The following is a 14225-nucleotide window of genomic DNA, read 5'->3' as shown; positions in this document are numbered from 1 at the left end:
TCTGGTTGTTTAGCCGGCTTAACATAATTTGAGGTAATCATGCTGGTTCTAGACCTGCGCATCTATATGGCTGTAGTGACAGCGGGCAGCCTGTCAGCGGCTGCTCGACAGCTGGATGTTGTGCCGATGCATGTCTCCCGCAGGATTGCTGCGCTAGAGAAGGAGATCGGGGTTCGACTGTTCCAGCGAACCACCCGCTCTGTCTCGCTTACAGCTGAAGGCGAAGCGTTCTTACCCTATGCCCGCACGATGATTGAGGCTGAGGAAAGCGCACTGGAAGAGCTCCAGCCTTCTGCAAGCCGTGTCACAGGCTTGCTGCGGGTAACGGCGCCGAGTGTCTTCGGACAATCCATAGTGTTGGAGATGCTCCCACGGCTATTGCTCAACTACCCCGAGCTGCGCGTTGAGCTGGATGTTTCAGACACAGTGGTCGATATGGTCAGCCGCGGATTCGATCTTGCTCTGCGAGTCGCTCCACTTGTCGACTCCGAGCTGGTAGCAAGGCAGGTATCGCCGAATCCACGGGTGCTCTGTGCCTCTCCAAAGTACTTGGCGCAGCACGGGGTGCCTCAGAGGTTGTCAGATCTGGAGTCACACCAATGCATCGTGCTGCAGGCTGTCCCAAAGTGGCCATTTGTGGTGAATGGATCAATCATTCGGCGCCGTATGGAGGGCAGGGTCAGCATCAGTAACGTGGGGGCGGTACGCGACGCTGCAGTGCGAGGGCTGGGGGTGGCACTGCTGGCCTACTGGGACGTCATTTCTCAGATCAACGATGGCACCCTGGTAGAAATCAAACTGTCGGATGCCGGGATGGAGGCGCTGTCGGTGTGGGCCGTCACACCATCACGCCGGTATGTCCCTGCGCGAGTGAAAGTGTTTTTGCAGATGCTCGAAGCAGACATGGCCATGCGGAGTCGTGATCGTGCCCCGGTTTCCTGACGGCCAGCGAACCCCTGTCGACGGCTTTACCTGGTTGTCATTACCTGCTCTGTGAACTCAGCCGTGCAGAACGCCAAGAAGCTGGTCAGCTTGGGGGTGCTACGGCGATCTCGGGAGTACAGCACGCTGATCGGCGGTGACACGGGCGGATAATCTGGAAGAACCTCAATCAGTTGCCCTGAGCGTAGTGCGGTTCGTACCAACTCCAGCGGCTGGAGGATCAGCCCCATGCCAGCCAGACAGGCGGTTAACAGAGGTTCGCTCTGATTAACCATGAATTTGCTGGTGATCGGTACCGCGAGCGAGGCGCCATCTGTATCTCTGAAGGTCCAGTGTGTTCTTAGCTCTGAGTGGGTAAAGCCCAGGCACTCATGCTTTGCAAGGTCTTCGGGATGCACGATTGATGGCTTGGTTGCCAAGTACGAAGGTGCAGCACATAGCACTAGAGGATACGGCCCCAGCCGCCTCGCGATCAGGCTGCTGTCTGCCAGATCCCCCACTCGAAACACTACGTCGTAGCCGTCGCTTACTACGTCCACCAAGTGATTGGACAATGTCAGAACCACCGTCACTGCAGGATGGGCCTGCATGAACTTGACCAATCTCGGCGCGAGTATCTGATTTCCAAAGGTAACCGGGGCGTTCACGCGAAGCCGTCCTACCGGTTTACCTCGTGCTGATTCCGCGAGCCGCTCAGCGTCCTCGAACTCATCCAGTATTACCCTGGCCCGATCCAGGAAGGCCTCGCCAAACTCGGTAAGGCTTTGCTTGCGAGTTGTCCGGTTCAGCAGCTTCAACCCCAAATGCTGCTCAAGCGCCTGAACGTGTTTGCCCACCAGCTGAGGGGACATGTCCAGGACGTTTGCAGTAGCGGAAAACGAGCCGGTTTCAGCGACCTTGAGAAAGGTTCGCATGGGCGTGAGAAGGTCCATTATAAAAAAATAGTTTCCAGTCTTGAGGGTTCTTGACGCTTTTTCTGCCTCGATGGGCGATGAAGAATGCTTCCATCGAATTTGGCAGGGGGAAGTGTCATGACGCACTTCGCAATCGTTTATCACAGGAAGCCGGCCACACTCAACTTCAGGCCGAGGCCGGCGCACGTGGTGCGAGGCAGTTGGCCTGCCGGATTAGAGCGTTTAGCCGATTTCAAAATACGAGATTCTTTTGATGACTGACTCTATGCGGGCGCTAGTCCTACACGATTTTATTAATAACCAGATGGTTGAGAGCAGCGTACCCCGCCCTCAACCATTGGCAGGTCAGGTGCTGGTGCGTGTGGTCGCGAGCGGGGTAAACCCTATCGACTACAAAATTCGCACTGGCAATGCCCCGTATGCCATGCCAGCGCTTCCAGCCATCCTCGGCACTGACCTGGCGGGTACTGTAGAGGCAGTGGGCGACGGGGTTGACCGTTTCACTGTAGGAGATGCGGTCTACGGCTTGGCCGGTGGCGTCTTTGGCATGCCTGGCAGCCTTGCAGAGTTCGTTGCAGTGGACGCTGCACTGCTTGCATTAAAGCCCAGAGGGCTGAGCTTCCGTGAGGCCGCAGCGCTCCCGTTGGTAATGCTCACTGCATGGGAAGGGCTGGTCGACGCTGCTCATGTTCGCCAAGGACAGCGCGTATTGATACACGGCGGCGCTGGTGGGGTTGGCCACATTGCGGTGCAGCTCGCCAAGGCCTTTGGGGCCGAAGTCTACGCCTCTGTCTCTGCAGCCAAGTCGCCGGTAGTACAAGCGTATGGCGCCATACCCATTGACTACCAGTTGCACCAACCTGCCGAGTACGTTGAAAAGCACACCGGCGGCAAAGGCTTCGATGTCATTTACGACACTGTTGGGGGCGCGACCCTTGATGCGTCATTCGAAGCGGTTGCCCATCGTGGCCACATTGTCAGCTGTGCTGCTTTTGGTACGCACGCACTGGCAACTGGGTCTTTACGCGCGATGACGCTGTCCGGCGTGTTTGTGTTGTTGCCCATGCTTACCGGCAACGGGAGAGCGCACCATGGTAAGGTCCTTGAGGAATGTAGCCGCTTGATTGATGAGGGCAAGCTGAAGCCAAACCTCCATCCTCGGCGTTTCTTCCTGCATGAGGCAATGGAAGCCCACAACCTCGTAGAGTCAGGCAATGCTCAAGGGAAAGTAGTGATCGAGGTCTGCTGAGAAACGTGCCCATGCTGACAACCATGGTTTCACAGGCATGGCCACGTTGCTTCTGATCCTCAATGAACGGAACCACGCCCCGGTTTGAACCCCTGCGCGCTGACGCATCACCCTCGCCGTTGCGTGAACAATTTTGCTTTGTGAAATGAATCATGTACTTTTCAGGGCATTCATTTCCCGTCCGAAAGTCGCGATTCAACTATGAAAGTGCACGAAGAAATCGAAGGCCTGGCAGTACTGATTCGCGACCTGCGCAAGTTCAAAGGCCTGACCCTGGGCGAGCTGGCTCAGCGTATTGGCCGTTCGGTGGGTTTTCTGTCCCAGGTCGAGCGGGGCGTATCTCGCCCAACCGTGGCTGACCTCACGGCTATCAGCGAAGAGCTGGGCGTCTCGACCGCCTACTTTTACAAGCTGGACAAACCCCGCGAGCTCGACTGGGTCACCCGTCCACACGAGCGGCGCACGCTTCACCTGGCCGGTGGCATTACCGATGTGCTGGCATCCCCCACGATAACCGGCGCGTTCTCCATGCTCGATAGCCACCTGGAACCGGGGGCCAGCAGTGGCGAGGAGTACCTGGACGACAGCTCGGAGCAGGGCTGCTTCGTGCTCGAAGGCGAGTTGACCGTGTGGCTGGGTGGCGGCGAGCCGGTAACGCTGCGCGCCAGTGACAGCTTTCAGCTGCAACCCCACGCCAGTTTTCGTTACGCCAACCTCACCGACAAGCCCACCCGTGTGCTTTGGGTGTTCAGCTAACGGCGCACCCGCATAGGTTGGTTGTCACTTACCTTCAGATCACGAATCCTGGATTTACCCTGTTTGTGCGTGCCACGCACACTGTGCGCCTGGTCCAACTACTCAGGGTCTCTCATGCACTTCCAGGATGAACGCACCATGGCTGTGTCAAAGCCCCTGTTCAGCTTGTTCTGTTTTGCCAGCTACCTGTTGTCGCTGTCTTATGGATCGACCTTTCTGCTGGCGTTGCTGGTGGGGACGCAGGGTGGCAACGAGCAGGATGCCGGCCATGTGATTTCCGCCGCCATGCTCAGTACATTTGCTGCCGTGCTGGTGTCCGGGCACTTGTCGGACCGTCTCGGTGCGGCACGCTCGATTGCCCTGTGCGGCCTGGCGCTGGTCGTTGCTAACATCGGGTTTGCCGTAAGTGCCAGCCACCAGTACCTGATGATGATGTTCGGCTTGCTGCTGGGTGTGGGCTGGGGCGTTTTCTACACCTTGGGCCCGATCATCGTGGCGATGATCGTCCCGCCGGCACAGCGCGCACGGTACTTTGCGCTGCTCTCGGGCAGCATGATGAGCGGCATCGGCTCGGCGCCCCTGGTCGGGCGCCTGGCAAGCCAGATGGGCCTGCCGGTGACGGCAACTTTTTATGTTGCGGCGCTGGCCAGCCTGATCGGCGTGGCCTTGTTCTGGCGTATGGCGACCGCGTTGGGCCAACTACCCAACCGCTTTAGTGCTGCTGTGTCCAGGCTGTCCTGGCAGGCTACCCAACAAGTCCTGGGCTCAAGGGCCTTGTTCCCGATCCTCATGGTTGGCCTGGGCGGTGCGATTTTTGGCGGGCTGTCGAGTTTTCAAACGAGCTATGCCCACGAAAAAGCACTCGATTACTCGCTGTTCTTCATTGGCTTCATGAGTGCTGCAATTGCCGGGCGCATGTTTGTCGCCGGGCTGGTGGTCAGGCGCGACCCTTACCGGATGTCCTGCCTGCTGTCGGGGCTGATCGTTGTATCCATGCTGATGTTCACGTTTGTTGTCGCCGGTAGCCTTGCATACATACTGGCGGCGATTGTGCTGGGTATCGGTTATGGCCTGACCTATTCGGTGATCAACGGCCTTGCAGCGAACGAAGCGCCAGAAGGCACAACGACCCAGTCCCTGCTGTTGTTCAGCCTTTCTTATTTCGTCGGTGTATTCGGGTTTCCGCTGCTCGCCGGCAAAGTGATCATCGATCAAGGGTTACCGATGATGCTGCTGATCCTGCTGGGTATTTCCTTGCTCAATTGGTCTATCACGCTGGGGCGGTTGGTTTGGCGCAAGGCCCGCCTGCGCAGCGCCATGGCGTAGAATTGTCTGCATGCGCCGCGCGGTCGGCGCTTCATCTCGCAGGCGCTGAAAGCGTCGCGGCGAACATCCAAACCAGAGATCTGCTCAATACTTCCAGGTCACCGAAGCCGTCAGGTTGCGTGGTGCACCGTAGCTGGCGGTTGTCGCATTGTTGTACAGCGACAGCAGGTATTTGCGGTCGGTGACGTTGTTCAGGTTCAGCGACGTGCTCCAGTTGCTGTCGATGTCGTAGCTGGTCATCAAGTCAACCAGGCCGTAGGCGTTCTGGTGGATGGCGCTGTTGGTGTCGTTCTCGACGCCAGTCTGCCAGCTGACACGGGCGCCAACCTTCATCTGTGGCAGGGTCGGCAAGCGGTAGGTGACCATGCCGCGCAAGCTGTGGGTCGGCACATATTTGCGCGCACGCTCGCCGTTGTCATCGTCAATGCGCACATAGGTGTAGCCAGCGAGCATGTCCAGCCCTGGCACCACTTCGCCGGAGGCTTGCAACTCTACGCCGTGGCTCTTGAAGTCGCCCGGCGTGTAAACCTCCTGAACCCCATCGAAACCCGCATCCACAGCCACGTTGCGCTGCTCGGTCTTGAACAGCGCAGCGGTCAGGTGCAGGTGGTCGTCCATCACGCTGCCTTTGACGCCAACTTCCATGCTCTTGCCCTCCAGAGGGTCGAGCAGCTTGCCGTCGGTACCGACCACGTTGTACTGCGGGTTGTAGATTTTGGTCCAGCTGCCGTAGACGCTCCATGCCGCGTTCAGGTCGTAGACCAGGCCAGTGTACGGCGTGACTTTGCCATGGGCGCGCGTGGAGTGTTCTGAACCATAGCTCTCACCCTTGCCGTCGGCGCTGAGCATACGTGCACCGGCTATCCAGTGCAGGTTATCCGCCAGGCTGAAACGTGCCCCGGCGAATACGCTTTTCTGCGTGTCCTGGAAGTTCTGCGCCAGGCCCTCACTGGTGACGCCGAACGACGGCATTGGCGTGTTGCCCGCCAGGATGCCCGAGAACGAAGTGTTGAAGAAACTGCCATGTTCCAGGTCTTCGTCATACTCCTGGCCTTTCTGATGGGTTCGCCCATACGCGGCCCCGAAGGTCAGTTGGTGCTCGCGACCGAACAGGCTGAACGGGCCTTGCACCTTGGCCTCGCCCAGCAACTGGTGCGCCTCGCTGCGGGTGTGGTTGGCATACGCGTCGGCAACATCCGCGGAGACGCCCCCCACATAAAGCATGTTGGTGTTCTGCTTTTCCTGCTGCCCGGTGGCCGTGAGCGTGGCGTTCCAGTCATTGCCGAAATCATGCTTCAGTTCGACGAAGGCTCGCTGGGTGTGCAGGTTCCAGTAGGTCCACGGCTGCCCGATGCTATTGCTGCGCCCGCTGTAATGAATGGCATTGCCGTCGTTGTCCACCAGCGGCAGATTGCCCCAGGTGCTGCCATTGGAGTCACTGTTGTGCTGGGAGAAGCCCACGGTCACAGTGTCGGCGTCGGTCACATCGACTGCCAGCAGCCCTGCGGCAACGTTACGCTCGTGGCTGTAGCGGTCCATCCACGAATTGCCCTTGTCGTGGGAGTAGATGAAGCGGCCGCGCACATTGCCGCTGTCGGTCAGCGGGCCGGCAACATCGACGTCGATTCGGCGGCTGTCCCACGAGCCGACGCTGGTATCGACCTGCGCCTGGAAGGTGTCGGTCGGGCGTTTACGCACGAAGTTGACCGTGGCCGACGGGTTGCCGGCGCCGCTCATCAAACCATTGGCGCCGTGCAACACGTCGATCTGCTCGTATTCGGCCAGGTCCTGGTCGCCTACCAGCGTGCTGCTTACGAAGGGCATGCCAGTGCCGTCGTATTCGAAGGTATTGATATCGAAGCCACGCGAAGTGAATTCGGTACGGTCGGTTTCGGTTTGCTCGACGGTTACCGACGGTGCTGCGCGCAGTGCGTCCTTGATACCTGTGATCTTGAAATCGTCCAGCGCCTGCCGGGTGATGGTCGTCACGCTTTGAGGGGTCTGTTTATCGGTCAGGCCCAGTTTGGTGGTACTGGATGCCGCCCTGCCTTCGTAGCCCTGGCTTACGCCATCTACTGCTTCGCTCGTGCTGTCGATCTGGGTCGCGGGCAGCGTGAGGTTGTCGGCGGCATGAACGACAGGCATGGCGCTGCATGCGCCGACCAGCAGGAGGCGGACGGGGAGGTGACGTTTCAAGACGAGTTCCTGAGGCGGGGAGTGGTAAAGGGTGCGATTTTTCTGCGAATGAGAAGCTACAGCAAGTAGGAATTTATATTGATAAATAATATTTCATGCTTCTTCACCTCTCACGAAGCAGGGCCCGGTGAATAGCAGCCATGAAAGGGTTGGTTACATTGGCCTGCGGCATCTTGCGGCTTTCAGGGCCATAGTTCATGCGTGTTCCGGGTTATCGCTCGAATCGATAGGCGCACCGCTGGTCGCGTTGGCATCGCTAACGGTAGATTTGATTTGGTTTTTGTACGATGATTTTCGTATTGGCAAGGATGAGCTATGAAATTCGGCTTCAGGGAGGCACAGCGCGCGGTGATGGCGGCGCTCGAAGCAGGGGAATACCAACATGTTTCTCGGGGGGAGATCGATATCAAGAACCTGCTGGCCACAGGGGAGGTGTCAGCCCGCGAGGTTGCCGACGTCATTCGCTCATGCCGGGGCATTCACCACGCAAGCAGCCCTCACCACGCTGTCGCTGCCATCGAGGTGCATGTACTCAGACGGGATGGCTGGTACATCAAGTTCTTTTTTATCGAACCAGAGACCTGGTTCATAAGCGTTCATCAGTGAGTACCCAGATCATGAAGATTCTGTTGGAAGGGGATAGCGGAGAAGCACTGTGCGAGCACTGCCAGGCAGTGGTGCCCACTCGCTATACCCGCCGGGATGTACCGTTCAGCGATGGCAAAGGGAAGGCCAAGGACATTCTGGTGGGCGTGTGTACCCGTTGCGAGGCTGTGGTCGCGCTTCCACCGCAATCCACGCCAGCCATTCACGAGGCGCGCATGCAGCAGTTCAAGTCTATCGAGGCGCGTTTGCCGGCCGTCTACGTGGACGTGCTGGATGCGGCCATGCATGCAGTCACTAACGAAGCGGGGGCCAATTTGCGCAAGTTGTTCCTTGCCCACTATTTTCAGCAGTTGGCGCAGGTGAAGCAGTGCGGGCAATTGCAGGCTGCGCACCTGGCGTTCATCCAGGCGCTGGATGAACAGCTGGCGCGGCGCGGGCTTGCGCGTTCCAATGCGACCCGGCGGCTGTCGATGAAGGTTAATCCGCACATGGCAAAGGACATGCTCGCGCTTCAGCAGCAAACCGAGATGAACCAGACCGAGTTGCTGAAAGCGGTGATCGCCCTTATTCAGGCGGATATCCTTGAGGCTCGGGATGATGAGGTGATTCTGGCTCTGCAGCGGCTGGCGCGGTTGGCTCTTTGATGGAGGCATGCTCCATGCGGGCATGCGCAGAAGCCGGTGAGCTAGCAGCAAGCGGCGATGTTGCGCAGGCAACAGTGATCCGACAGCGTGTTTGATCACATGCAGCCAGCATCGCTGCCTCTTATCGCCAACTCATTGAAAATAAACCCATCCAGCCGTTGGCACGCTTGCTGCTCCTATCTCCTTGAACCCCAAGACTCTCAAGGAGCCACCCCATGAGCCACACCCCGATCAAGTTCGCCTATTGGGTCCCCAACGTCAGCGGTGGCCTGGTGGTCAGCACCATCGAGCAGCGCACCAGCTGGGACATCGATTACAACCGCAAGCTTGCGCAAATCGCTGAAAAATCCGGCTTCGACTATGCCCTGTCGCAAATCCGTTTCACCGCTGGCTACGGCGCCGACAACCAGCACGAGTCGGTCACCATCAGCCATGCGCTGTTGGCCGCCACTGAAAAGCTCAAGGTCATCGCCGCCATCCTGCCTGGCCCGTGGAGCCCGACGCTGGCCGCCAAGCAGTTGGCAAGCATCGACCAGTTCACCAACGGCCGTATCGCCATCAACGTGGTCTCGGGCTGGTTCAAGGGCGAGTTCCATGCCATCGGCGAACCTTGGCTGGACCATGACGAGCGCTATCGCCGCTCCGAAGAATTCATCCGCGCACTCAAGGGCATCTGGACGCAGGACAACTTCACTTTCAACGGCGACTTTTATCGCTTCCGTAACTACAACCTCAAACCCAAGCCGCTGCAGCAACCGCACCCGGAGATCTTCCAGGGCGGCAGCTCGCGCGCGGCGCGGGACATGGCTGCGCGGGTGTCGGACTGGTACTTCACCAACGGCAACAGCGTCGAAGGGATCAAGGCCCAGGTCGAGGACATCCGCGCCAAGGCCGCCGCCAATGGGCACTCGGTCAAGGTTGGAGTGAATGCCTTCATCATCGCCCGCGACACCGAGGAAGATGCCCGTGCGGTGCTGCAAGAGATCATCGACAAGGCCAACCCCGAGGCGGTGCGGGCGTTTGGCCAAGAGGTGAAGCACGCCGGTGCCGCCAGCCCGGAGGGCGAGGGCAACTGGGCCAAGTCCAGCTTCGAGGACCTGGTGCAGTACAACGATGGCTTCAAGACCAACCTGATCGGCACGCCGCAGCAAATTGCCGAACGCATCGTAGCGCTGAAGGCAGTGGGGGTGGACTTGATCCTCTCCGGGTTCCTGCATTTCCAGGAGGAAGTGGCGTACTTCGGCGAGCATGTGCTGCCTTTGGTGCGCAAGCTGGAAGCGGCGCAGCGTGTCGAGAAAGCGGTGGCCTGACGCCGGGGCAGGGTGGGCTTGGCACCCTGCCAGTATTGTCTGATCGCCGTGCAGGGGGTAGGTTGACGGGCTATTTTCAAGGAAGACTACCCCATGAAACGGACCTTACCGCTTCTGTTCGCCTGCGCGGTTTTCCCCCTGCAAGCCTGGTCGGCGCTCGAAGTTGGCGAGTTCACTCTGGGCATGCCCAAGTCCCAGGCCCTGGCCATTCTGCAGCAGCAGTTCGGCGAGCTAGAGCATTTCACCGGGTATCACTACCAGGTTCCCACCGAGTTCTATCAGGGCGCCAAGCCGAAGGGTGATTACAACCTGGGCGGTATCGCCATCTCTCAAGTCAAGGCAGTGTTCAACGAGGCCGACCAATTGCGCCAGGTGGAGGTGCAGCTGGATACCACCGACGAGGCACGGGTTCAGCAACTGCTGCCGATGACCAAGGACGCCAGGCCGGTGCCGGATAGCGGCCGGCTCGAAGCGTTTTCAGCGGACGGTGAGCTGGTTTACTGGGTGTCCAAGGACTGGGACTGGACGGTGGTGACCATTGCCGACAAGGCCAGTTCGGTGGACAACATAAAGGCCCGCGCCGAGAGCGACAAGAAGTTCGCCCAGTTGAACCGCAAGTTCGACAAATTGATTGAAACCGTGAAGGCAGTGGAAGGAAAGAAGGTGCCTTGAGATTGTTCGGGGCTGCGCAGCAGCCCCTTGGGTCCTTCAATACCGCTGCAGATGCTCGGCAAACGTAGCCCCGTGATACCGGTCGCGAAACAACCTGCGCTCCACCAGTCGTGGCACCACTTCATCCAGAAAGCTGTACACCGAGCCAAACGAGCCCCCCGGTGCGGCAATGAAGCCATCCATCACCCCCGCTTCGGCCCAGTCGGCAATTTCAGCTACGGCATCATCGACCGTACCAATCACTTGCCAGTGCGCCGCCGACAACACTTCCGGGCGCATCAGCAGTTCTTCTGGCAGCAGCGACTCACGTTCGATCAAGCGCCGTAGCAGGCTCACATGAGTCCGGCTGGCGCCGGGCAGCAGCTGCAGTGGCGGCAGGTCGGCAGCATGAATGCGCCGGTCACTTGGCCAGTTGGCCAGGTCGATGCCGATCATCTTCTCGATCGCAGCGTACTTGCGTGCCTTGTCCACCCGGGCGTGGGTTTCCATGAACAGTTCGCGTGCCTGCTGGCGAGTGGGCGCCAGGTATAGGCTCAGGCCGGGCAGCAGGCGAACATCGTCGGCCTCGCGGCCATGCTTTTGCGCGCGACGTGACAGGTCGCGGCGCAGGTCCGCGGCTGCGGCCTGGTCGGGGGTCGGGGCGAAAACGATATCAGCGACGCGGGCAGCGAAGTCACGACCACTGTCGGACGCCCCGGCCTGGATCAGCGGGATGCGTGCGCCCTGTTCGGGCAGGTTGAGCGGGCCCTGCACCTGCAGGAAGTCGCCTTGGTGGTTGATTGGCTGAACCTGCGCCGGGTCGGCGTAAACACCGTTCTCGCGGTCGATGCGCAGGGCCTGCTGTGGGAAGCTGCGCCACAACCGCTGCACCACCTCGGTGAACTCGGCGGCGCGGGCATAGCGCTCTTCGGCGCTGGGCATGGCCGCCAGGCCGAAGTTCTCGTGGCCTTGCAGGGCGGTGACGATGTTCCAGCCGACCCGGCCTTGGCTCAGCCAGTTCAGCGACTGCAGCTGACGCGCGACCAGGTAGGGGGGGAAGAAGGTGGTCGAAACAGTCGACACCAGGCCGATACGACTGGTCTCGCGGGTGAGCGCGGCCAGTAGCAAGGTGGGGTCGAGGCTGGTGAAGCCCGAGCCGCTTTCCAGGGCGTCGGCCACCACGCAACTGACGTCGGGGCGGAACACGAAGTCCAGGTGCGCGGCTTCGGAGCGGCGGGCGATGTCCATGGCGAAGTCGCTGCCGAACAGTGTTTCGACGCGGCTGTCGGCACGCCGCCAGCCCTCGCCGCTGAGCCAGGTGGGGGCAAGCGACATGCCAATGTGCAGGCCTTTGTTGAATGTCATCAGGGTCTCCGGTTGCTGGCTATTGAACATTTGGGGCCGCTTTGCGCCCCTTCGCGGGCACGCCCGCTCCCACAGGTTCAGTGCGATCCATGTGGGAGCGAGCGTGCCCGCGAAGGGGCGCAGAGCGGCCCCCGGTTGGTTTCAGAAGGCGCCTTTGATGCCTACACCCAAGGTACGCGGCTCGGTCATGCTCGCTTCGATACCGCCGATGCCCCGGTTGGTCTGCATGTAGGTCGGGGTACGCTCGTCAAACACGTTCTTGACGTAGGTGTACACCTGTACCTGATTGCTGAAGCGGTAGCTCATGCGCGCATCGGCCACGGTGTAGCCATCGATGGCATAGCTCTTGGTGTTGGCCACGTCCGAGTAGTAGCCGTCGATGTGCCGCACCTGGGCATTGAGATTCAGGCGGTCGGTAATGTCCCAGCTCGGGCCGAAGCTGACGGTGTAGCCGGGTGAGCGGGCAAATTCGTTGCCGGCGTAGCTGCTGTTGGCGTCGATGTCGTCGATGCGGGTTTGCAGGGCACCGGCGCTGGCCTTGAGGGTCAGGTTGTCCAGCACCCGGTAGTCCGCCGACAGCTCGAAACCATAGGCATGGGCCTTCTCGGCGTTGATGGTGTAGGACTGGGTCAGGCCAGAGGCAAGCACCACCGGGATGTTGTACTGGGCATCCTGCATGTCCATGTAGAACAGGTTGGCGTTCAGGTGCAGGCGGTCGTCCAGCAGGCTGGCGCGGGCGAACAGCTCGTAGTTCCACATGCGCTCATCGTCGAATTCCTCGAAGCGCTTGCTGCTCAGGTTCAGCGACACGCCGCCCGGGTTGTAGCCGCGGCTGACCATACCGCCGACGGTCCATTGTGGGGTCAGGGCGTAGGCCAGCGACACTTTGGGCAGCAGTGCGGTAAAGGTCTTGTCGTAGTCCAGCCCGTTGGCGGCGAACGGCGAGGTGCCGCTGCGCTGGATCTGGTCCTGTTGCAGGCGCAAGGCGGTGGTGAGCGTCCAGCGGTCACTCAGGCGGTAGCTGACTTCGCCGAATACGCCCAGGTTGCGCTTGGTGTCGTCGAAGTCAGAGATGCCGCCGTAGTACAGGACTTCGTCCGAGTCGGTGCGTGCCAGGTACAGGCCTGCCATGCCGCTCAGGGTGTCTTGCTGCTCGCCGAAGGTGATGCGGCTTTCGTTGGAGAAGTTTTTCTGCCGGATGTCGGCGTCGCCGCCGTTCGCCACGCCAATCACCCGGTGCACGTTGGACAGCGAGTACTGGGTCTGGTTGAACAGCTTCATGCCGTTATCCAGCTCGTAATCCACGTCGACAATGTGCGTGTTGCTCTGCTGATGCCAGCTGGGCATGGTGGCGCCGGTGTGGTTCAGGTCGTGGAATGGCCGCGAGGCCGCTTCCTGGGTGGGGCGGTTGGAATCACCGTGGGTGAAGGTGTACTTCAGGCCCAGGCCGGGTACCGCTGCGGGCAGCCACAGCAGTTTGCCGCGCAGGTTCAGGGCGCGGAAATCCTGGTCGGTGTTGTGGCTGGCAAACGAGGGGTTGGTGTAGTCGATGAAGGTGTCGCGCGCCGAATAGTCCAGCGCCAGGCGCCCGGCGAGGTTGTCGGTGAGTGGGCCAGACACTGCCAGCGAACTGCGCCGCGAGTGATAGCTGCCGATCTCGGCCTGGTAGGCCGCCTCGGGGTCAAAGGTCGGGTCCTTGGTCTTGACCACGATGGCGCCGGCGATGGCGTTGGCGCCTTGGCTGGTGGTTTGCGGGCCGCGATACACCTCGATGCTGTCTACGTCCCACACCGACGGTGCGCCAAAGTACATCTCGTTGTAATTCAGGTAGTGCCCATCGAGGTTGATGGTGGCACGCGGCACGGTGCCGCCCCAGAACACGTTGGCACCGTTGTTCGGGCCCTGGGTGTCCTGGCCGCGAATGATCGGCGCGCCCACCGTGTCGGTGTAGATCACGTTGGGCACGTCGTTGAGCACTTCGTGCACCGAGGCGTTGCCGGTCTTGAGGCTGTCGAGTTCGCTGGCGCTTTTCACCGACACCGACGAGGCGGTGTTGCGCAGGTCTCGTTCGACCTTTTCGCCGCTGACCAGCACAGGGCTAAGGACCAGTTGCGAGCTACCGGCAGTGGGGGCTTGTTCGGCCAGGGCGTGGGGTGCAGCAAGCAGGGTAGACAGGGTCAGCACACCGAATCCATGGCTGATCGAGCGTTGCGCAGGGTACTTCAAGACAACCTCCAAATGAGAACGATCCTCGTTTGCGGCGCAA

General features: G+C 60.2%; 12 protein-coding genes. 8 read left to right on the top strand and 4 right to left on the bottom strand.

Annotation, left to right across the window (positions count from 1 at the left end; genetic code table 11):
* Positions 1–39: 39 nt before the first annotated feature.
* Complete coding sequence (locus P0Y58_21030) at positions 40–942, top strand: LysR family transcriptional regulator (protein WEK29368.1); 903 nt, start codon at positions 40–42, stop codon at positions 940–942.
* 26 nt (positions 943–968) lie between these two features.
* Here P0Y58_21030 and P0Y58_21025 read toward each other — a convergent pair whose 3' ends face one another.
* A complete protein-coding gene (locus P0Y58_21025) occupies positions 969–1874 on the bottom strand; it encodes a LysR family transcriptional regulator (GenBank protein ID WEK33373.1) in 906 nt (301 codons plus the stop codon).
* A 235-nt stretch (positions 1875–2109) separates the two neighbouring features.
* Between P0Y58_21025 and P0Y58_21020 the strand changes: the two genes are divergently transcribed.
* The 3 genes from P0Y58_21020 to P0Y58_21010 all read left to right on the top strand — a co-directional run bounded on the left by P0Y58_21020 (position 2110) and on the right by P0Y58_21010 (position 5187).
* Positions 2110–3105, top strand: a complete 996-nt coding sequence (locus tag P0Y58_21020) for a zinc-dependent alcohol dehydrogenase family protein (protein WEK29367.1) — start codon at positions 2110–2112, stop codon at positions 3103–3105.
* A gap of 201 nt (positions 3106–3306) precedes the next feature.
* Positions 3307–3861 carry an XRE family transcriptional regulator gene (locus tag P0Y58_21015; GenBank protein ID WEK29366.1) on the top strand — a complete coding sequence of 185 codons (555 nt, stop codon included), beginning with the start codon at positions 3307–3309 and terminating at the stop codon, positions 3859–3861.
* A gap of 138 nt (positions 3862–3999) precedes the next feature.
* Positions 4000–5187, top strand: a complete 1188-nt coding sequence (locus tag P0Y58_21010) for an MFS transporter (GenBank protein ID WEK29365.1) — start codon at positions 4000–4002, stop codon at positions 5185–5187.
* Positions 5188–5271: 84 nt separating this feature from the next.
* Here the strand turns inward: P0Y58_21010 and P0Y58_21005 are convergent, their stop codons facing one another.
* Complete coding sequence (locus tag P0Y58_21005; GenBank protein WEK33372.1) at positions 5272–7332, bottom strand: TonB-dependent siderophore receptor; 2061 nt, start codon at positions 7330–7332, stop codon at positions 5272–5274.
* Between the two features lie 366 nt (positions 7333–7698).
* On the opposite strand from P0Y58_21005, the gene P0Y58_21000 reads away from it, so the two are divergent.
* The 4 genes from P0Y58_21000 to P0Y58_20985 all read left to right on the top strand — a co-directional run bounded on the left by P0Y58_21000 (position 7699) and on the right by P0Y58_20985 (position 10615).
* Positions 7699–7989 (top strand): hypothetical protein, encoded by a 291-nt coding sequence (locus P0Y58_21000; protein WEK29364.1) that lies wholly within the window; start codon positions 7699–7701, stop codon positions 7987–7989.
* Between the two features lie 11 nt (positions 7990–8000).
* Positions 8001–8633, top strand: a complete 633-nt coding sequence (locus P0Y58_20995) for a hypothetical protein (protein ID WEK29363.1) — start codon at positions 8001–8003, stop codon at positions 8631–8633.
* A 215-nt stretch (positions 8634–8848) separates the two neighbouring features.
* Positions 8849–9943 carry a dimethyl sulfone monooxygenase SfnG gene (gene sfnG, locus P0Y58_20990; GenBank protein WEK29362.1) on the top strand — a complete coding sequence of 365 codons (1095 nt, stop codon included), beginning with the start codon at positions 8849–8851 and terminating at the stop codon, positions 9941–9943.
* A gap of 93 nt (positions 9944–10036) precedes the next feature.
* The gene (locus tag P0Y58_20985; GenBank protein WEK29361.1) at positions 10037–10615 is read left to right on the top strand and encodes a hypothetical protein; all 579 of its coding nucleotides are present in this window, start codon (positions 10037–10039) and stop codon (positions 10613–10615) included.
* Positions 10616–10651: 36 nt separating this feature from the next.
* Here P0Y58_20985 and P0Y58_20980 read toward each other — a convergent pair whose 3' ends face one another.
* Both P0Y58_20980 and P0Y58_20975 read right to left on the bottom strand, forming a co-directional pair.
* The gene (locus P0Y58_20980) at positions 10652–11959 is read right to left on the bottom strand and encodes an NtaA/DmoA family FMN-dependent monooxygenase (GenBank protein WEK29360.1); all 1308 of its coding nucleotides are present in this window, start codon (positions 11957–11959) and stop codon (positions 10652–10654) included.
* Between the two features lie 141 nt (positions 11960–12100).
* On the bottom strand, positions 12101–14185 hold the full coding sequence (locus P0Y58_20975; GenBank protein ID WEK29359.1) for a TonB-dependent receptor: 2085 nt from the start codon (positions 14183–14185) through the stop codon (positions 12101–12103).
* Positions 14186–14225: the final 40 nt, after the last annotated feature.

The organism is Candidatus Pseudomonas phytovorans (assembly GCA_029202525.1).
GTDB classification, from domain to species: Bacteria; Pseudomonadota; Gammaproteobacteria; order Pseudomonadales; family Pseudomonadaceae; genus Aquipseudomonas; species Aquipseudomonas phytovorans.
This window is presented reverse-complemented; position numbering and strand designations above follow the sequence as displayed.